This is a genomic window from Mesorhizobium sp. HAY1-8B (assembly GCF_056868045.1).
In genome coordinates, this window is record NZ_CP200321.1 from 4,162,836 (window position 1) to 4,181,870 (window position 19,035).

Consider the following 19,035-nt stretch of genomic DNA (forward strand, 5'->3'; position numbering starts at 1 on the left):
CTACTCGATCACGACGAGCGGCATGCCGTATTCGACCGGCGTCGCGTCCTCGAACAGGATCGCCGTCACCGTGCCGGCGCGGGGCGACGGGATCTGGTTCATCGTCTTCATCGCCTCGATGATCAGCAACGTCTGGCCTTCCTTGACCTTCTGGCCGATCTCGATGAACGGCTTGGCGTCGGGCGAGGGCGCCAGATAGGCGGTGCCGACCATCGGCGAGGCCACCGCGTTCTTCGAGACGTCTACCGCTGCCGGCGCGGCCGACGCCGCAGGCTGGGCGCCAGCCGCCGGCGCATAGGCTGGCTGCGGTGCGGCGATAGCATGGACGGCGGGTGCCTGCCGCGACACGCGTACCTTCAGGTCACCCAGTTCGACCTCGATCTCGGTCAGGTTGGTGTCGTTCAGTATGCCCGCCAGATCGCGGATCAGCTGCTGGTCAACACCGGTCTTCTTTATCGACATTTTCGAGCCTTCTGTTTGTTGGCCGGTCATAGGCGTGCGGCCAGCGCCTGTAGCGCCAGCGTGTAGCCGAGCGGCCCAAAGCCACAGATCATGCCGACGGCGACCGGCGCGACCATGGAGACGTGGCGGAATGATTCCCGCGCATGGATGTTGGAAAGATGAACCTCGGCGACCGGCAGCGGCGCGACCGAGCGGATGGCGTCGTGGATCGCGATCGAGGTATGGCTGTAGGCGCCTGGATTGATGACGATGCCGGCGGCCTTGTCGCCGGCTTCCTGGATCCAGTCGACGAGGTCGCCCTCGTGGTTCGACTGGCGGAAATCGATCTCGAGCCCGAGCGACGTGCCCGCTTGTTTGCAGTCGTCGGCGATGGCGGCAAGCGTCTTGCCGCCATAGATCCCCGGCTCGCGCTTGCCAAGCGCGTTGAGATTGGGACCGTTCAGGACGAAAACCGTTTTCAAAAAAGCCGACCTTTTCCGGCGCCGGTGTCAAACCGGCGCGCTGGCTCTCTATAATGGGCATAGTCGCCCGCGGAAAGAGCGCAAGTGCGTTCTTTCACTGTCCACAACAGGCCGAAATGCGCCCGTGAAGAAAACTCCCGGTCGATCAAAGCGCGGCCTTTGCCGCCTCGATCTTTTCCGCCAGCACTTCCTGCCCGAGAGCCCCGAACACAACCTCGTTGCCGACCACATAGGACGGCGTTCCGGTGATCGACAGCTTGTTGGCAAGATCATAGGTCTTGGCGAAGGCTTCGGTGATCGACGGGTCCTTCATCTTCTCGCGCAGCGTCGCCTCGTCGGCGCCGAGCGAAAGCGCGATCTTGATCGCGGCCGCTTCGGTAGCGCGTCCCTGGCCGCCGAGCAGCGCATTGTGGAACTCGCCGTATTTTTCCGGCATCATCAGGTGGAAAGCCATCGAAACGACGCTGGCCTTTTGTGAGTCCGGCCCGAGGATCGGGAATTCCTTTAGCACGAAGCGCAAATCCGGATCGGCCTTGGTCAGCGCCCGCATGTCCTCGATGGCGCGTTTGCAGAAGCCGCAATTGTAGTCGTAGAACTCGACGATGGTCACTTTGCCGTTCGGGTTGCCGACAATGCCGTCGAAGCTGGAGTTAAAGATCTGCTCCTTGGCGTTCTTGATGACGCCGAGCGCGGCAAGGCGTTGCTCGTCCTTCTGCTTGGCCTCCAGCGCGTCCTGCACTTCGAGCAGCACTTCCGGGTTCTTCAGAAGATAGTCGCGAATGATTCCTTCGACCTCGGTGCGGTCAATCTTGGTATCGGCCCCCGCTGTCTGGACAGGCTGAGTCGTCTCGACGGGCTGCGCCGTACCTGCCTTGGCAATCTGTGGGCTGCCGGCGACGAAACCGAAAGCCAGCATGGCAAGGGCTACAGCGATCCCCGTGGTGCCCAGCAACAGTGCCTTTTTCATCGTTCTCGTTCCTTTTGCCTGTTTCCCGGTCCGGCTGTGTCGCAGCGCGTGGCCGGAAGGTTCACTAGATTTTGCCTGACGATTTGTAGTTTATGATGTCCTGCGCACGGATCCAGCGCGGCTCGCCACGCTTCATCTGCCGCTGCGCCCGCATGGCGAAGATCTTCGCATCCTTGTAGTTTCCGGAATAGAAATGACCCTCGGCCGTGGCAAGCTCGGCGCCCGGTATGTCACCCAACTCGCCATAAGCCTGCGCCAGGTAGCGATATCCAGCGGAATTTTCCTTGTCTCGCCCCAGACCATTGTTGATCTGGACGACGGCCTTCTTCAGCGAGTTCGGGCGTGCCCACGGCCATCAGAGCCTGGCCGAGCGAGACAGGCAGCAGGCCGGACCGCGCCGGGTCGAGGCTGACCGCCTTGGCGTAGGCTTCGGCCGCATCCTTGGGCTTGTTCGCCTTCATCAGTATGTCGCCGCGCAACTCCTGAAAGTAGGCATTCTTGGGCTGCGCCTTGATCAAGGCGTTGGTCTTGACGAGCGCCGCGGCAATGTTGCCGTAAAGATAGGTGGACTGGGCATCGCCATACTGCGCGGCGAGGCTGCCCCGCATCTTTTGCATCAGTCGCGCCGCCGCGGCCTGGCCGTCCATATAGACGGCGATCTTGACGCGCATCATGTCGTGGCGCTGCTGCAGCGCCGGAGGATCGACCTTGTCGACATTGGGGCTCTGCTTCACCAGCACTTCGAGATTGGCGATGCGTTCCTGCGGCATCGGATGGCTGATCCGATAGGGATCGACCTGCGTGCCCGACAAGGACAGCGCGCTCTGGAAGCGGGCGAAGGTCTTCAGCATGCCCATGCCGGACTGGCCGGTGGAGTTGAGATAGGTGATCGCCGAGCGGTCGGCGGTCGTTTCTTCGGTGCGCTGGTAGGCGAGGATGCTGCGTTGCGCCATCTCGCCGCCACCAGCCGCCACGCCCATGCCGGCGCCCGCAAGACCGCGGCTGTTGGTGGTCGCGCCAGCGACCATGGCGCCCGCGCCAAGCAAGGTGGCGATGATGGCCATCGTCTTGGCGCGTTCGAGCTGGTCACGCAGCTTCTGCTGGTGGCCGCCGGCGATATGACCGGCCTCGTGCGCGATGACGCCGATGATTTCGTTCGGCGTTTCAGCCGTCATCAGCGCGCCTGTGTTGATGAACAGCCGGCGTCCGGTGACGAAGGCGTTGAAGCTGGAATCGTTGACCAGAACGATGTCGATGCCGTCATTCGCCAGCCCGGCAGCCTTGAAGATCGGCCGAGCGTAATCGCGCACCAGAGCCTCGATCTCGGCATCGCGTATGACAGGCACGTTCTGGGCGAAGGCGGTGACCGAACTCGCCACGGCAACGGCGATGCCGAGCGAAAACGTCGCGAAAACGCGCGCTGCCTGGGCAATAGTCGATCTGGGTCGGCTCAACATGACGTGTCAACTGGTAGACGAGCGGGCGAAAGATGAAAAGTCGGCACCGGAAAAACTTCCTCAACTTGTGATCCTCACATCAATCGGGCATTTGTGCGGCGCATGCATTAAGGGAATGGCGTGCTCAACTGTCGGGATAGGGATAAAATGGTCGTTTCGCTCTCACGCCGAGGCAATGTCGAGCCGTTCCACGCCATGGATATTCTGGCCGAAGCGAACAGGCTGAAGGCTCAGGGCGTGCCGGTGATCTCAATGGCGGTCGGCCAGCCCTCCGATCCCGCGCCAGCAAGGGTTCGCGCCGCGGCTGCCAAGGCCTTGCAGGACGGGCGCATAGGCTACACTGACACGCTGGGGTTGGCCGGTCTGCGCAAGGTGATCGCCGAGCATTACGCGGATCACTATCGGCTTGAGGTCGAGCCCGGCCGGATCGCGGTGACCACCGGATCGTCGGCGGCCTTCAATCTCGCCTTCCTGGCGATGTTCGATCCGGGCGACCGCGTAGCCATCGCGGCACCCGGCTACCCTGCCTATCGCAACATCATGGCGGCGCTCGGCATCGATGTGGTCGAGATCGAACTCGGCGAAGCGGCCTATCTGCATGCCGGTCATCTGGAGGCAGCGCACCGCGAGAAGCCGCTGAAGGGGGTTCTTTTCGCAAGCCCGGCCAATCCGACCGGCGCGGTCATACCGGCCGACGAACTGTCAGCGCTTGTCAATACGGCGGAGACACTGGGTATCGCCGTCATTTCCGACGAAATCTATCATCGATTGGCCTATGGCGCGCCCGACACCACGGCACTCGCCTTCGGCAACAGCGTGACCGTGATCAATTCCTTCTCGAAATACTATTGCATGACCGGCTGGCGCATCGGCTGGATGGTGTTGCCGGAAGAGTTGGTGCGGCCGGTCGAGCGGATTGCCCAAAGCCTCTACATCTCGCCGCCGGAACTGTCGCAGATCGCTGCGATCGAGGCTTTTGCGGCGACCGAGGAACTGGAGGTGGTCAAGGCCCGCTACGCTTGGAATCGCGAGCTCTTGATGAAACGTCTGCCCGAACTCGGCTTTCCGCTGGCCGCGCCGATGGATGGTGCCTTCTATGCGTTTTGCGACGTCACCCGGCACACCAATGACAGCATGGCCTTCGCGCGCAAGATGCTGGCCGAGGCGCATGTGGCGGCGACGCCTGGCCGCGACTTCGACACTCAGGCGGGGCACCGCACGATGCGTTTTTCCTATGCCGGCAGCCACGACGACATGGTCGAGGCGATGTCGCGCATCGAACGCTGGTTGAGGTAGCACCATGCCGGAACTCGAACAGGCCCCCAAACTTGATCAAGCATTGGCCGAGGTCGCTGCCGAAATGGCTGAACGCACCGATCGCGGCGATGTCGCGACCTACATTCCTCAATTGGGCAAGGTCGACCCAAGGAAGTTCGGCATTGCCGCCGTTACCAATGACGGTCGTGTGCTGATGGCGGGCGACGCCGACCAGCCCTTTTCCATCCAGAGCATCTCGAAGGTGTTCACATTGACGCTGGCGCTCGGCAATGTCGGCGATGCGCTGTGGAAACGGGTTGGGCGCGAGCCGTCGGGCAATCCATTCAACTCGATCGTCCAGCTCGAGCACGAGAACGGCATTCCGCGCAATCCGTTCATCAATGCCGGCGCCATTGTCATCTCCGATATCCTGCTTGCCGGCCATCAGCCGCGCGAGGCGATCGGCGAGATCCTGCGCTTCATCCAGTTCCTCGCCGACGACGAGACCATCATCATCGACCGCGAGGTGGCGGCGTCCGAACGCGCCACCGGCTATCGCAACTTCGCGCTGGCCAACTACATGAAATCCTTCGGCAATCTTCATCATGCACCGGAACTGGCGCTCGGCGTCTATTTCCACCATTGCGCCATTGCCATGAGTTGCCGGCAACTGGCGATGGCTGGCCGGTTCCTTGCCAATGGCGGCAAGAACCCGGCGACCGGCCATTCCGTGGTGTCGGCGGAGCGCGCGCGGCGCATCGGCGCCATGATGCTGACCTGCGGCCACTATGACGGCTCCGGCGATTTCGCCTTCCGTGTCGGCATTCCGGGAAAAAGCGGCGTCGGCGGCGGCATATTGGGCATCGTGCCGGGTGTCGCCTCGCTTGCCGTCTGGTCTCCCGGCCTCAACGCCAATGGCAATTCCAAGCTGGGTTCGATCGCCCTGGAAAAGCTGGCGAGGATGATGAACTGGTCGATTTTCGCGCCTTAGCGCGGTTCCAGGAAAGCGTGGGACGGGTTTCCCATTTCTCGCACTGTGGGAACACCTGACATGAAAAATCCCGCGCCATCTTTCGATCGGCGCGGGATTTTCTTATCAAAAAATCACTTCAACCAGTTGAAAGGTTTAGAAAAAACCTTTCCGCTGCCACCAGCCGGCGCGCTTCGGCTTTTCTTCGGTCTTGGCTTCCGGCTCATTGGCGACGGTCGAGGAAACCACCGGCACGACCGGTGCATCGATCGCCGCTGGCTTGCGTCGTGACGGCCGGGCCTTCGAGGGCTCTTCCGTGACTGCCGCGATCACTGTTTCCTCGGCGTTCGCCGCCGGAACCTCGGCCGGCTTTTCCACAGCCGCTTCGACCACGGCCGTCTCGACGACGGCCTCGGCGGCTGCCTTCTTCGGCTTGGTTGCGCGACGCGGCTTCTTGGGCTTCTCGGTGCTCGGCACCTCTTCGCTTACCGCAGCTACCGGCTCTTCCGCCACAGCAGCAACAGCCACCGGCTCGATCGAGGCAGGCTCGCTTTCGGAAGCATCGCCTTCGGAAGGCTCGGCCGTTTCGCCGGCACTTGCCTCGGCCTCGCCTTCGCCGTCTTCGCGACGGTTGCGCTTGCCGCCGCGCTTGCCGCGCCGGCGCTTCTTGCCTTGGCCGTCATCCGAAGCCTGTACCGCCTCGTCGGAGGCGCTGGCAGCGATCGGAGCGGCGTCGTCCGTTTCGGTGTCGTCATCGTCCGCCGCGAAATCGCCGGCCGGAGCGGAGGTGGATGAGCCATCATCCGTAAGAGCGCCATGTTCGCGATCGCGATCCCGGCCGCCGCGACGTCTGCGGCGCTTGCGGCGCTTGCGGTCGCGGCCTTCGCCGTCCTCGCCACCGACAGGCCGCGGCTGCTGGTTTTGCTGCGGCTGCTGGCGTGGCTGCTCGGCCTGCGCCGGTGCCTCATCATCTTCCTCGACGACGACAATCTCGTCTTCGGGCTCTTCCGGTTCGACATAGGCCGGCAGGCTGCGTACCTCTACAAAGCCCTCCGGCTTTTCAGCCAGGGCGCCGCGGAAGATCGCATAGTGCTGCGCGCCAACCGTATCATCGGCCTCGATGGTGATGGTCAGGCCGAAGCGGCTTTCCAGTTCCACCAACGTGCCACGCTTGTGGTTGAGCACGTAGAGCGCGGTCGCGGCCGGCGTGCGGACCGTGATGTGGCTGCGCGAATCCTTGAGCAGGAATTCCTCGATCGCCCGCACCACCATCAGCGCGACCGACGAATCGGACCTGACATGGCCGGTGCCGCCGCAATGCGGGCAGGGCTTCATGGTGGATTCCAGCACGCTGGCGCGGATGCGTTGGCGCGACATCTCCATCAGGCCGAAATGCGAGATGCGGCCGACCTGGATACGTGCACGATCGTTCTTGAGGTGATCCTTCAGCCGCTTCTCGACGGAGCGGTTGTTGCGGTTCTCCTCCATGTCGATGAAGTCGATGACGATCAGGCCGGCGAGATCGCGAAGCCTGAGCTGACGGGCAACCTCTTCGGCCGCTTCCAGATTGGTGTGGAGTGCCGTGTCCTCGATCGAGTGCTCCTTGGTGGAGCGCCCCGAATTGACGTCGATGGCAACCAGCGCCTCGGTCTGGTTGATGATGATGTAGCCGCCGCTCTTCAGCGTCACCTGCGGCTGCAGCATGCGGTCGAGCTGCGCCTCGATACCGTTGCGCACGAAGATCGGCGTCGTGTCGCGGAACGGCTGAACCACCTTGGCGTGGCTCGGCATCAGCATGCGCATGAAGTCCTTGGCCTCGCGATAGCCTTCCTCGCCCGAGACAAGGATCTCGTCGATGTCCTTGTTGTAGAGGTCGCGTACCGAACGCTTGATCAGGCTGCCTTCCTCATAGACGAGGGCAGGGGCGGTGGACTGGAGCGTGAGATTGCGCACGTTCTCCCAGAGCCGCATCAGATATTCATAGTCGCGCTTGATCTCGGCCTTGGTGCGGCTCTCGCCGGCGGTGCGCAGGATAACGCCCATGCCCTGCGGCACTTCGAGATCGGCGACGACCTCCTTCAGGCGCTTGCGGTCGACCGCGCTGGTGATCTTGCGCGAAATGCCGCCGCCGCGTGCCGTGTTGGGCATCAGCACCGAATAGCGGCCGGCAAGCGACAGATAGGTGGTGAGTGCGGCGCCCTTGTTGCCGCGTTCTTCCTTGACGACCTGCACCAGCAGGATCTGCCGGCGCTTGATCACTTCCTGGATCTTGTACTGGCGGCGCACCGGCTTGCGGCGGTTGCGCACTTCTTCCAGCGCATCCTCGGCGCCGACCGATTCGATCTCGTGGTCATCGGGATGCGAGGACTGTACTTCCTCCAGCATGCCGCGATCATTGTCGCCGGACGTTGCTTCGTTGCCCTGTTCCGTCCGCGAGACGGGTTCGGAAACCACATCGCCTTCGACAGCGGCGGCTATCGATGTCGGGCCACCCTCGCGGGTTTCGGTTTCGTCCTGCTCGGCGGAATCTTCATCATGGCCGGACGTATCGGCATGCTCCGACGTATCTGAATGTTCTGATGTATCGGCTGCGTGTTCGATGATCTCGGAGGTGTGGGAGATCTCCTCGACAACGATGTCGCCATTGTCGTTGCCTTCACCTGCCTCGCCGGAGCCTTCGCCTGCTTCGCCCGCATCGCGCTTGTGCTCACCGCGGTCGCGGCTCTTACCGCCGCGCCGGCGTCCGCGCCGGCCGCGATCGCGGCTCTGGCGATCATCGCCGTCGCCGTCCTCATCCTCTTCGTCCTCGGCCTCCTGCGCTTCGGCGCGCAGCAGGGCCTGACGGTCGGCGACCGGGATCTGGTAGTAGTCGGGGTGTATTTCACTGAAGGCGAGAAAACCGTGACGGTTGCCGCCATATTCGACAAAGGCTGCCTGAAGGGAGGGTTCGACGCGCGTTACGCGGGCGAGGTAGATGTTTCCTTTGAGCTGCTTCTTGTCCTGGGATTCAAAGTCGAATTCTTCGATACGGTTACCGCGTACGACGACAACTCGTGTTTCCTCCGGGTGGGAGGCGTCTATCAGCATTTTGTTGGGCATTATTTCGTTTCCTCCCGGCAGCCGTCAGCCGCAGCTTGCAAGGCAAAGCCCGCTGCTGCGTGTCTGGAGTGTGGGTGCCGGATGTCTGAATGTCCGCCGGACGGTGCCTGCGTGTCATGGCGGTGCCGCCCGCAGCCATACTGGCGCGGTTTGATGCGGACCTTTCCATGATTGCGCTTGAAGCCATCGTCACCAGCAGAACCTTTTGAACCAAAGCCCGGAAACCGGACCAGCTTGTTTGCTCGTACAGAGCCGGCACGGGAACAAACCCGGCCGTTTTCCTCACGCAGGCGATTCCCCCGCCACGGGAGCACACCTGCGAAATTCGTCGCAATCACTTGAAGCCTTTTCGCGTGAAGCGAAAGGAGCCGCCTTTCATCTAACCCTGTAGCAGGAAGCTGCGGAGGAGGGCGGTTCCAGGATTGCAGTGATCCACTATCGCTTTTATGATTTGGCGGGGTGGAAGGCAACCCCGATTTCCGATGCCGGCAAAAAGCAGTTCCGTAACGTAAGCCTGGTTCCGATCCTTGCGTGAAAAGGCTTGGTTAACCTTCTCTGGATACCAATCGTTAATCGAGTTCGCGGCCTAACCGGCACTTCGACGAAACGAGCGGGCGCCTGGCGCCAAACCGGGAGCGACTGGAAGAGAGATGGGACTGGCGGACTTCACAGACAAGGGATGTCGTGTTGGCGGCCGGATTCTCGGCGCCTTCTGTCTCCTGCTGCTGGTCGTGATTTCCCAGGCGTTTTGCTCCGTTGCCGATGCCGCCGACGCGCCGCTCGTGGCGAAAGGCTACAAGATGGCGGGCGATGCCACCAAGATGCGCATCGTCGTGGATTTCGATCGCGAACCGGACATCAAATGGTTCCTGCTGCGCGGACCCAATCGCCTGGTCATCGATCTGGCGAATACCAGGCTGGCGATCGACGCCAAGGACTTGAAGCCGCGCGGCCTGGTCAAGAGTGTGCGCCTGGGCGAGCTCGGCGAGGGCGTTTCGCGGCTGATCCTCACCGGCAAGGGACCCTTCGCCGTCGACAAGCTGGATGTGCTCAAGAACGAGGACGGAACCGGCTACCGCATTGCCATCGACATGTCGGCCGCCTCCGAACGCGAGTTCGACGCTGCCCTTGCCAACCAGGCGCTGACCACCGGCTCCACGGTTTCGACCGACAAGGGCGGGCGGGTTGGCACAGGGCCGGTCTCCAATCCGGGCCATCGCTTCACCGTCGTCATCGATCCCGGCCATGGCGGCGTCGACGGCGGTGCCGAGGGTCTGAACGGCACGATCGAGAAGAACGTGACGCTGGCCTTCGCCACGGAGTTGCGCGACAAGCTCGCGGCGATCGGCAAATACGATGTCTTCATGACGCGTGACACCGATGAGTATCTGCGTCTGGACGACCGCGTGCGCATTGCCCGCCAGCACGAGGCCGATCTGCTGATTTCGATCCATGCCGATACAATCAGCGTCAAGGGCATCCGCGGCGCCACCGTCTACACCGTTTCCGATAAGGCGTCGGATCCCGAGGCGCAGGCGCTTGCCGATCGCGAAAACCTTTCAGACCAGTTTGCCGGTATGGTCATCAAGGACGATAACAAGGAAGTGACCGACATCCTGATCGACCTGATCCGCCGAGAGACGCACACCTTCTCGATGAGTTTCGCCCACACGCTGGTCGGCCAGCTTTCGACCAGCGTCGGCCTTATCAACAATCCGCAGCGTTCAGCTGGATTCAAGGTGCTGAAGGCGCCGGACGTGCCATCCGTGCTGGTCGAACTCGGCTATCTCTCGAATGCCAAGGACGAGGCGCAACTGCTCGACGCCGAATGGCGCGGCAAGGCCGCACAAAGCATCACCAACGCCGTTGCGCTGTTCGCTTCCGCCCGTGCCGGAACGGGGGCCGGAGGTTGACATGCCTGGCGGCGCCTGCAACCTAAGGCGGCGTTGCTGGATGACAACACCCGGTGCCTTTATTTCCGGCTCGAGGTCACGAAAGCAGGCCTTGCCGTATTTTGTCCACATGGTGGCGACATGGGTTTTCGATTACGGATTGGGACCGGTTCGAAAGCTTGCGTGGAAGGCGGCTTCGTTTAGGGAATTCCCGAACCAAGGACTGGAGCGGGTATGATTCGTCTCATTGGCTATTTTTTCGGCATCGGCACGACGCTGGCCCTTCTGGTCGCGGCGGGCGTTGCGATTTACATCAGCCATCTGTCGAAGGATCTGCCCGACTACGAGGTGCTGGCCAAATACGAGCCGCCGGTGACCACCCGCATCCATGCCTCCGACGGCTCGCTGATGGCCGAATATGCACGCGAGCGGCGCCTGTACCTGCCGATCCAGGCGATCCCGGATCGCGTCAAGGCGGCCTTCTTGTCGGCGGAAGACAAGAACTTCTACAATCATCCCGGCATCGACGTGACCGGTCTTGGCCGCGCCATCATCGTCAATCTGCAGAATTTCGGCTCGGGCAGGCGGCAGGTCGGCGCCTCGACGATCACCCAGCAGGTGGCCAAGAACTTCCTGCTGACCGCGGACCAGACCTACGAGCGCAAGATCAAGGAGATGATCCTGGCCTTCCGCATCGAGCAGGCCTATCCCAAGGATCGTATCCTCGAGCTCTACCTCAACGAAATCTTCTTCGGTTTCGGTGCCTATGGTGTCGCCGGGGCGGCGCTTACCTATTTCGACAAGTCGGTGAACGAACTGACCGTGGCCGAGGCTGCCTATCTGGCTTCGCTGCCGAAAGGCCCCAACAACTACCATCCCTTCAAGCATGCCGATCGCGCTATCGAGCGCCGCAACTGGGTCATCGACCAGATGGTCGAGAATGGCTACGTCACGCGTGAGGAAGGCAACAAGGCCAAGGCCGAGCCGCTCGGCGTGACGCCGCGCCGTACCGGCACCTATCTCTTCGCTGGGGAATATTTCACGGAAGAGGTGCGTCGCCAGATCATTGCCCGTTACGGCGAGAATGCACTGTACGAAGGGGGCCTGTCCGTCCGCACCACGCTTGATCCGAAAGTTCAGCTTATCGCCCGCAAGGCGATGCAGAACGGCTTGATCAAATACGATACGCTGCGTGGCTATCGCGGGCCGGTGACGTCAATCGACGTGTCCGGTGACTGGGGCGTCCCGTTGGGCGCGGTCAAGAGACTGGAAGACGTTCCCGAATGGTCTCTGGCCGTCGTGCTCGAACTCCTCGGCGTCCGGTCTCTCGATAGGGCTCCAGCCCGCACGCCAGGCGTCGGGCGATATCGTCAAGGAACGGGTCGAAGGTACCGTCAGCAAGGACGACATGGGCTTTGCCATGCGCCATGTGGTCGGTGGCAAGACGGTCAAGGCCAAGTCGCCGGCCGATGTGCTGAAGCCGGGCGACGTCATCTTCGTGCAGAAGAACGAAGGCTCGGACAACACCTACAGCCTGCGCCAGGTTCCAGAGGTGGAGGGCGGTCTGATCGCCATGGATCCACACACTGGCCGTGTGCTGGCCATGGTCGGCGGCTTCTCCTATGCCCAGTCCGAGTTCAACCGCGCCACCCAAGCGATGCGCCAGCCGGGCTCCTCGTTCAAGCCGATCGTCTATTCGGCCGCGCTCGACAATGGCTATACGCCGGCCTCGGTGATCATGGACGGACCGATCACCATCCAGAGCGGCAACACGACCTGGACACCGAAGAACTATGACGGCACCGTCGCGGGTCCGGCAACGCTGCGCTCCGGCATCGAAAAGTCGCGCAACCTGATGACCGTGCGGCTTGCCAACGACATGGGCATGAAGCTGGTCGTCGAATATGCCGAGCGCTTCGGCGTCTACGATCATCTGGCGCCATACTTGCCGATGGCGCTAGGTTCCGGCGAGACGACCGTCATGCGCATGGTTTCTGCCTATTCGATCATGGCCAATGGCGGCAAGTCGATCAAACCATCGCTGATCGACCGCATCCAGGACCGCTACGGCAAGACCGTGTTCAAGCAGGATGAGCGTGGCTGCGAAGGCTGCAATGCGCCTGAGTGGAAGAATCAGCCGGAGCCGGAACTGGTCGACAATTCCGAGCAGGTTCTCGATCCGATGACTGCCTACCAGATCACCTCGATGATGGAGGGCGTGGTGCAACGCGGCACCGGCGCCACCATCGGGGAACTGGGCCGCCACATCGCGGGCAAGACCGGCACCACCAACGACGAAAAGGACGCTTGGTTCATCGGCTATACGCCGAACCTCGTGGTCGGTCTCTACATGGGCTACGACACGCCGCGCGGCCTTGGCCATGGCGCCACCGGTGGCGGTCTCGCCGCACCGATCTTCAAGGACTTCATGCGCGTGGCGCTGGACGGCACGCCCAATGTCGACTTCAAGGTGCCGGACGGCATGAATCTGATCGCCATCAACCGCAAGACCGGCATGCGTGCCACGTCGGGCGATCCTGGCACCATCATCGAGGCCTTCAAGCCGGGCACCGGTCCCGCCGACAGCTATTGGGTGATCGGCATGGGTGCCGACGGCTCCAACGCATCGGGCGGCGCACTGTCGCCGCAGGCGAACCAGGCCATCCAGGACGGCGGCGGCGGCCTCTACTGACGGTCCCCTATGCCGCCTGTTGGGTTGGCCTGGGGCCGGCCCATTTCGCTTTACACATGGCGGCGCCGTCCCTATGTATCGCGCCGACCGAGACGTCACTTCAGCCACAGGACGAAATACTAGGCCATGCGCGCGGAAACGCAGAATATTGTCGATGAGATCAGGCAGGCGATAACCCTGCTGAGGAGGCATCTTTGACTGGGATCAGGCCATAAAGCGGCTTGAATACCTGAATGTGCGGGCCGAGGACGCCAGCCTCTGGAACGAGCCGCTGGAAGCCCAGAAGCTGATGCGCGAGCGCCAGGGCCTCGAGGAAGGCATCGCGGCGGTCAAGGGCCTGACGCAGGCGCTGGAAGACAATATCGGCCTGATCGAACTCGGCGAGGAGGAAGGCGACGAAGGTGTTATCGCCGAAGCTGAAGCGGCGATCCGCTCGATGCAGGGCGAGGCGAAGGCCCGCCAGGTCGAAACGCTGCTGTCGGGTGAAGCGGACGCCAACGACACCTATCTCGAAATCCATGCCGGCGCCGGCGGGACGGAGAGCCAGGACTGGGCCTCGATGCTTTTGCGCATGTACACGCGCTGGGCCGAGCGCCGCCGCTTCAAGGTCGAGGTGCTGGAAGTGCATGACGGCGAAGAGGCCGGCATCAAGTCCGCGACGCTGACGATCAAGGGCCACAATGCCTATGGCTGGCTGAAGACCGAATCCGGTGTCCACCGCCTGGTGCGCATTTCGCCCTATGACAGCAATGCGCGACGGCATACTTCCTTCGCCAGCGTCTGGGTCTATCCCGTCATCGACGACACGATCGATATCGATGTGTCCGAATCCGATGTTCGAATCGACACCTACCGCTCGTCCGGCTCGGGTGGCCAGCACGTCAACACCACCGACTCGGCCGTGCGCATCACCCATATCGCCACCGGCATCGCGGTCGCCTGCCAGGCCGAGCGTTCGCAGCACAAGAACCGGGCGAAGGCCTGGGAAATGCTGCGCTCGCGCCTCTACGAGGAGGAGCTGAAGAAACGTGAGGCCATCGCCAACGCCACCGAAGCCTCCAAGAGTGACATCGGTTGGGGCCACCAGATCCGTTCCTACGTGCTGCAGCCCTATCAGCTGGTGAAGGATCTGCGCACCGGCGTCGAAAGCACCAGCCCGTCAAGCGTGCTCGATGGCGACCTCGACGACTTCATGGAAGCTTCGCTGTCGCAACGCATCGAGGGCGGCGCCGGTGAGGTCGTGGCGGATCTGGACTAGCCCGTCCGCCACTAACCTGGGTTGCGATGGCTTGCACCTTCTTCAGGAGGAAGCGGGCCATCGCAGAGGATTTGCCATGATTGTCAACGGCAGGTAGTTGCTGCCTTGGACGGCCAGTGCCTCATGCAGCAATTTCTTGCGCCGACTCACATTTCGGCTCACTTTCGAGGGCAGGAAGAGACAAAAGCATTTATGGCCGGTCGCGGCATATCTGCTGACGATTTGCCGCTGGGAAGACACGTTCCGGGAACGGGCAAGCAAGAAACGCTTGAACCTCGTTTGAAAGGAATGTTCCCATGTTTGCCGCCAATTCCAGATCGGCCATCGCCGTTCCATCGGTTGGCCAGCTTATCATTCCCCTGTGCGCGGCCTGTGTGATCGCGCTGCTGTCGGTACCGGCCTTGGCGCATGACGCCAAGCCGACCGCGGCCAAGCCGCAAGGCTGGAGTTATCCGTTCGCCTGCTGCGCGAACTACGACTGCCACGAGGTGTCGCAGACTTCGATCAGCGAGCGCCCGGAAGGCTATGTCATCAAGGACACCGGGGAGGTGCTGGCTTACAGCGACAGACGTATCAAGGATTCGCCGGACGGAGAATTTCATTGGTGCGCGCATGAGGCCGGGCTCGATGCCGGCAAGACCATCTGCCTGTTTGTGCCGCCATCATCCTACTAGGATTTCCGGCCGGCTGGTCAGGCCTGGAGCCTGCTGACGGACAGTTGTCAGGATCGCTTCTTTATGGTGCCCTGCCGCATGGGCGGCGGACAAGGGAGAGGTGACGTCGATGACCATCAAGGGAAGCTGCCACTGCAAGGCGACGACATTCGAGGTTTCAGAGGCACCGCGGACGGTGACGCAATGCACCTGTTCGTTCTGCTCGAAACGCGGCTCGCTCTGGGCCTACTACACCCCATCGCAGTTCAAGCTCATCACGCCACTGAAAAACGTTGCCTTCTATCAGTGGGGCTCGAAAACCGTAAAGCATGGTTTTTGCACCACCTGCGGCTGCGGCACGTTCACCGAAACACCGGATTGGTCGACCGGCGAGCCGGATTTCGACAATCCCAAGATCAGCGTCAATTCGCGGCTGTTCGATGATTTCGATCTCGACAAGGTCGAAGTGGTGGTCATCGACGGCAAGAATCTCTGGTAACTGGCCAAGGCGGTCGTCACGTGACTGACCTGGGAAAAGCCGTCGCGGGCGTTTTTCCTGTTCCGCTTTTCGCCGCAATTCATGTTACAAGTCGCCGGAAGGGCTGATTTGGCGCCGTCGAAAAAGGCGCGACTTGGAGAGGGACCATTTATGAAGAAGACCGTGCTCGTCGTCGTGGCGACGGCTTTGCTCGTGAGCGCCTGCACCACCACCGATCCGTATACGGGCGACCAGAAGATTTCCAACACGGCCGCTGGTGCCGGTCTCGGCGCCCTGGCAGGTGCGAGCCTCGGTCTGCTTGCCGGCGGCAATGACCGCCGCAACGCGCTGATTGGCGCTGGCATCGGTGCGCTGGCCGGTGGCGCCATCGGCGCGACAATGGATCAGAACGAGGCGGAATTGCGCCGGCAGCTCCAAGGCACCGGCGTCAGCGTCACCCGCAGCGGCGACCAGATCATCCTCAACATGCCGTCCGACATCACCTTCAATGTCGATCAGGATGCGGTGAAGCCTGGCTTCTACCCGGTGCTGAATTCCGTCGCGCTGGTGCTGAAGAAGTTCCGCCAGACGACCGTCGATGTCTTTGGCCATACCGATTCGACGGGCGGTGATCAGCACAATTTCGATCTGTCGCAGCGCCGTGCGCTGGCGGTCGCCAACTATCTATCAGGGCAGGGCGTCGATCAGCGCCGCTTCGCCGTTACCGGTTTCGGCAAGACGCGTCCGGTCGCATCCAACGCGACGGCCGAAGGCCGCGCCCAGAACCGGCGCGTCGAGATCCAGCTGTCGCCGCTCACCTGATTGTTCGGCAAGCGAATGCGAAACGGCCCCACGGGGGCCGTTTCTGTTTGAGGGGACTTCGGCGCTCTTCAGATTGGCGCGCCTGATAGTTAGCTAGTTCTAAATAACAGCTTTCCCGCAGGCCCGGAAAGGAATAGCATCATTGCTGTTCCAGAGGGGATGAGGCGGTACAACTGGCCGCGTGATCAACATTTTTTCCCGCCTCGGTCTTGCACGGCCAGATGAAATATCTGGGAGGAATGCATGACAAGAACAGCTCGCCTTGGGCGTTGCGGCGTCCTCGTTTTGGCCGGCCTTCTCGGCGTATCGTTTGACGCCGCCACGGCTCAAGCCGAAGAAGCCAACAAGGCCGACATCGAAGCCTTGAAGAAATCATTGGCTAAGTACGAAGACTACACCGCGGCTGTCCGCGACCTTTATCTGTCGACCGTCGGGTGCGTCTACTATGCTGGCGAAAAGATATCCGGCGCGATGTTTTATCCGAAAGGGGCCATGGGCATCCATTTCGTCAACGTCCCAAGCGTCGGCCAGAAACTCGACCCGATGAAGCCCAACGTCCTGATCTACGAGCCGACCAAGAAGGGTCTGAAATTGGTCGGCGTGGAATGGCTGGTGCCGCTGACGCCGGATACCAAAGAGCCGCCAAAGCTGTTTGGCCAGACCTTCATGGGACCGATGGAGGGACACTATCCGCTCATACCGAGGGAGTTCGTCCACTACGATCTTCACGCCTGGTTGTTCAGGGACAATCCGAACGGCATGTTCAGTCCGACGAACCCGAACGTGAAATGCAACAAGGCCGAGTTTCCGATGCTGGAGAAGCCGACCAAGATGATGCCCGGGCCAATGTGACGGGCGAGCTCAGCCAGAATCTTACTGCGAAGGCAAGCCGGATCGCTGGCTTGCCTTCGAAAGCGGACGGTGGTCAGACCTTGGCGACGATGCGCATGAAGGCCGGCATGTCATCGCCAAAGCCAACGGTGGTGTCGTTGTCTTCCTGGTGGCGGTGACGGGCAGGGCGGTTGCTGTCGCGCTGCGGCCTGGTGTCGCCCCGTTCCGGTGCGCGCTGTTCGTTGCGATCGGAGGATTTGCGTTCGGTGTTGTCCGAACGGATCGCCTCCTTGCGCGCGCGCCGTTCGCCGATATCGGCAACGGCCGTCTCAGCCACATCGGGCTGTTCTTGCTGTGCGATCACCGGTGAGACATCTTCCTCCGCGTGTCTGGCGCGGCGTTCGCCGCCCTTCTTGCGCTCGCCCCTGTCCTTGCGATCGTCGTCCTTGCGGCCGGCACGGCGCGGCGCGCCTTTGCCACGGCGCGGCGCGCCTTTGCCACGGCGCGGAGCATCGTCCTCGCCGCCTTCGCTGGGCACGACGGTCGACAGGTCGCCATCATGCCACTCGATCTTGTTGCCGATCAGCCGTTCGATGGCGTCGATGTATTTGGTGTCCGACTTCGTCGCGATGGTGAAGGATTTGCCGGAGCGCCCGGCGCGGCCGGTGCGGCCGATGCGGTGGACATAGTCCTCGGCATGGATCGGCACGTCATAGTTGAAGACGTGGCTGACATCGGGGATGTCGAGGCCGCGCGCGGCGACGTCCGAAGCCACGAGGTAGCGCAGCTTGCCGTCACGGAAATTGGCCAGCATCTGCATGCGGGCGCGCTGGTCCATGTCGCCATGCAGGGCGCCGGCATCGAAATCATACTTCAGCAGCGAGCGGAACAGCTCCGACACCTCGACCTTGCGGTTGCAGAAGATGATGGCGTTCTTCAGCTCCGCGTCTTCAGCCTTCATCAGGTTGCGCAGCGTCTCACGCTTGTCCCAGGGCTTCGATCCGGACTTCACCAGCCGCTGGATAATGTTCGTTGCGGCGGACGCTGCCTTGGAAACCTCGACACGCACCGGCGCGTGCAGGAATTTTTCCGTCAGTTTGGTGATTTCCGGCGGCATGGTCGCCGAGAAGAACAGCGTCTGCCGGGTGAACGGGATCATTTCGCAGATGCGCTCGATATCGGGAATGAAGCCCATGTCGAGCATGCGGTCGGCCTCGTCGATGACGAGGATCTCGACACCATTGAGCAAAAGCTTTCCGCGCTCGCGGTGGTCGAGCAGGCGGCCGGGCGTCGCGATCAGCACGTCGGCGCCACGCTCCAGCTTCTTGTCCTGTTCGTCGAACGATACGCCGCCGATCAGAAGCGCGATGTTGAGCTTGTGGTTCTTGCCGTATTTGATGAAGTTTTCCTCGACCTGCGCGGCAAGCTCACGCGTCGGCTCCAGGATCAGCGTGCGCGGCATGCGGGCGCGGGCGCGCCCCTTTTCCAGCCGGGTCAGCATCGGCAACACAAAGGAGGCGGTCTTGCCGGTACCGGTCTGGGCTATGCCCAGCACGTCCTTGCCGAGCAAGGCATGCGGTATGGCACCGGCCTGGATCGGAGTCGGCTGCGTGTAGCCGGCATCGGTAACTGCGGAAAGCACCTTCGGCGACAGGCCGAGGTCTGAAAAGGTCAACGCTTCTTGAGCGATCGTGGTGTCTGAGGACAAGTGTTGTTGTCTTTGGCTGGTTCGGGGA

General features: G+C 62.1%; 13 protein-coding genes and 2 pseudogenes. 9 read left to right on the plus strand and 6 right to left on the minus strand.

The genetic code is table 11. The annotated features are described in order from the left end of the window. The 4 genes and pseudogenes from accB to AC1VON_RS19785 form a co-directional block, all read right to left on the minus strand. Complete coding sequence (gene accB / locus AC1VON_RS19770; RefSeq protein WP_172350683.1) at positions 1-462, minus strand: acetyl-CoA carboxylase biotin carboxyl carrier protein; 462 nt, start codon at positions 460-462, stop codon at positions 1-3. A 26-nt stretch (positions 463-488) separates the two neighbouring features. Continuing rightward, a complete protein-coding gene (gene aroQ, locus AC1VON_RS19775; protein ID WP_056566522.1) occupies positions 489-923 on the minus strand; it encodes a type II 3-dehydroquinate dehydratase in 435 nt (144 codons plus the stop codon). A gap of 145 nt (positions 924-1,068) precedes the next feature. Further along, positions 1,069-1,890: a DsbA family protein gene (locus AC1VON_RS19780; RefSeq protein WP_172350682.1), complete on the minus strand. Its 822-nt coding sequence runs from the start codon at positions 1,888-1,890 to the stop codon at positions 1,069-1,071. A gap of 64 nt (positions 1,891-1,954) precedes the next feature. After that, positions 1,955-3,347 (minus strand): annotated as a pseudogene (locus AC1VON_RS19785) (M48 family metalloprotease). Positions 3,348-3,494: 147 nt separating this feature from the next. Between AC1VON_RS19785 and AC1VON_RS19790 the strand changes: the two are divergent. Both AC1VON_RS19790 and AC1VON_RS19795 read left to right on the plus strand, forming a co-directional pair. Beyond that, on the plus strand, positions 3,495-4,643 hold the full coding sequence (locus tag AC1VON_RS19790) for a pyridoxal phosphate-dependent aminotransferase (protein ID WP_172350680.1): 1,149 nt from the start codon (positions 3,495-3,497) through the stop codon (positions 4,641-4,643). A gap of 4 nt (positions 4,644-4,647) precedes the next feature. Beyond that, entirely contained in the window at positions 4,648-5,595 is a 948-nt protein-coding gene (locus AC1VON_RS19795; RefSeq protein WP_483124606.1) for a glutaminase, read from the plus strand. 135 nt (positions 5,596-5,730) lie between these two features. On the opposite strand, the gene AC1VON_RS19800 is transcribed toward AC1VON_RS19795, so the two are convergent. Then, positions 5,731-8,673 carry an Rne/Rng family ribonuclease gene (locus tag AC1VON_RS19800; RefSeq protein ID WP_483124607.1) on the minus strand — a complete coding sequence of 981 codons (2,943 nt, stop codon included), beginning with the start codon at positions 8,671-8,673 and terminating at the stop codon, positions 5,731-5,733. Positions 8,674-9,323: 650 nt separating this feature from the next. Between AC1VON_RS19800 and AC1VON_RS19805 the strand changes: the two genes are divergently transcribed. The 7 genes and pseudogenes from AC1VON_RS19805 (at position 9,324) to AC1VON_RS19835 (ending at position 17,320) form a co-directional block, all read left to right on the plus strand. Beyond that, positions 9,324-10,586, plus strand: a complete 1,263-nt coding sequence (locus AC1VON_RS19805) for an N-acetylmuramoyl-L-alanine amidase (protein ID WP_172350677.1) — start codon at positions 9,324-9,326, stop codon at positions 10,584-10,586. Positions 10,587-10,799: 213 nt separating this feature from the next. Further along, positions 10,800-13,257, plus strand: a pseudogene (locus AC1VON_RS19810) (penicillin-binding protein 1A). A 126-nt stretch (positions 13,258-13,383) separates the two neighbouring features. Continuing rightward, positions 13,384-14,515, plus strand: a protein-coding gene (gene prfB, locus AC1VON_RS19815; RefSeq protein WP_172350675.1) for a peptide chain release factor 2 whose coding sequence is annotated in 2 segments (ribosomal slippage) — positions 13,384-13,449 and positions 13,451-14,515 — 1,131 coding nt in all. Because the reading frame shifts where the segments join, the coding sequence is not laid out codon by codon here. A gap of 296 nt (positions 14,516-14,811) precedes the next feature. After that, positions 14,812-15,189, plus strand: a complete 378-nt coding sequence (locus AC1VON_RS19820; protein WP_172350674.1) for a hypothetical protein — start codon at positions 14,812-14,814, stop codon at positions 15,187-15,189. Positions 15,190-15,298: 109 nt separating this feature from the next. After that, positions 15,299-15,667: a GFA family protein gene (locus AC1VON_RS19825; protein ID WP_172350673.1), complete on the plus strand. Its 369-nt coding sequence runs from the start codon at positions 15,299-15,301 to the stop codon at positions 15,665-15,667. A gap of 150 nt (positions 15,668-15,817) precedes the next feature. Then, a complete protein-coding gene (locus AC1VON_RS19830; protein WP_483124608.1) occupies positions 15,818-16,468 on the plus strand; it encodes a YiaD family glycine zipper/OmpA-like lipoprotein in 651 nt (216 codons plus the stop codon). A 243-nt stretch (positions 16,469-16,711) separates the two neighbouring features. Then, positions 16,712-17,320: a hypothetical protein gene (locus AC1VON_RS19835; protein ID WP_172350671.1), complete on the plus strand. Its 609-nt coding sequence runs from the start codon at positions 16,712-16,714 to the stop codon at positions 17,318-17,320. 73 nt (positions 17,321-17,393) lie between these two features. Here the strand turns inward: AC1VON_RS19835 and AC1VON_RS19840 are convergent, their stop codons facing one another. Continuing rightward, the gene (locus AC1VON_RS19840) at positions 17,394-19,007 is read right to left on the minus strand and encodes a DEAD/DEAH box helicase (protein ID WP_483124609.1); all 1,614 of its coding nucleotides are present in this window, start codon (positions 19,005-19,007) and stop codon (positions 17,394-17,396) included. Between the last annotated feature and the right edge of the window lie 28 nt (positions 19,008-19,035).

Coding starts and splice junctions, on each gene's coding strand:
- accB (WP_172350683.1), bottom strand. CDS start 462: ATGTCGATAAAGAAGACCGGTGTTGACCAGCAGCTGATCCGCGATCTG.
- AC1VON_RS19780 (WP_172350682.1), bottom strand. CDS start 1,890: ATGAAAAAGGCACTGTTGCTGGGCACCACGGGGATCGCTGTAGCCCTT.
- AC1VON_RS19790 (WP_172350680.1), top strand. CDS start 3,495: ATGGTCGTTTCGCTCTCACGCCGAGGCAATGTCGAGCCGTTCCACGCC.
- AC1VON_RS19795 (WP_483124606.1), top strand. CDS start 4,648: ATGCCGGAACTCGAACAGGCCCCCAAACTTGATCAAGCATTGGCCGAG.
- AC1VON_RS19800 (WP_483124607.1), bottom strand. CDS start 8,673: ATGCCCAACAAAATGCTGATAGACGCCTCCCACCCGGAGGAAACACGA.
- AC1VON_RS19805 (WP_172350677.1), top strand. CDS start 9,324: ATGGGACTGGCGGACTTCACAGACAAGGGATGTCGTGTTGGCGGCCGG.
- AC1VON_RS19820 (WP_172350674.1), top strand. CDS start 14,812: ATGTTTGCCGCCAATTCCAGATCGGCCATCGCCGTTCCATCGGTTGGC.
- AC1VON_RS19825 (WP_172350673.1), top strand. CDS start 15,299: ATGACCATCAAGGGAAGCTGCCACTGCAAGGCGACGACATTCGAGGTT.
- AC1VON_RS19830 (WP_483124608.1), top strand. CDS start 15,818: ATGAAGAAGACCGTGCTCGTCGTCGTGGCGACGGCTTTGCTCGTGAGC.
- AC1VON_RS19835 (WP_172350671.1), top strand. CDS start 16,712: ATGACAAGAACAGCTCGCCTTGGGCGTTGCGGCGTCCTCGTTTTGGCC.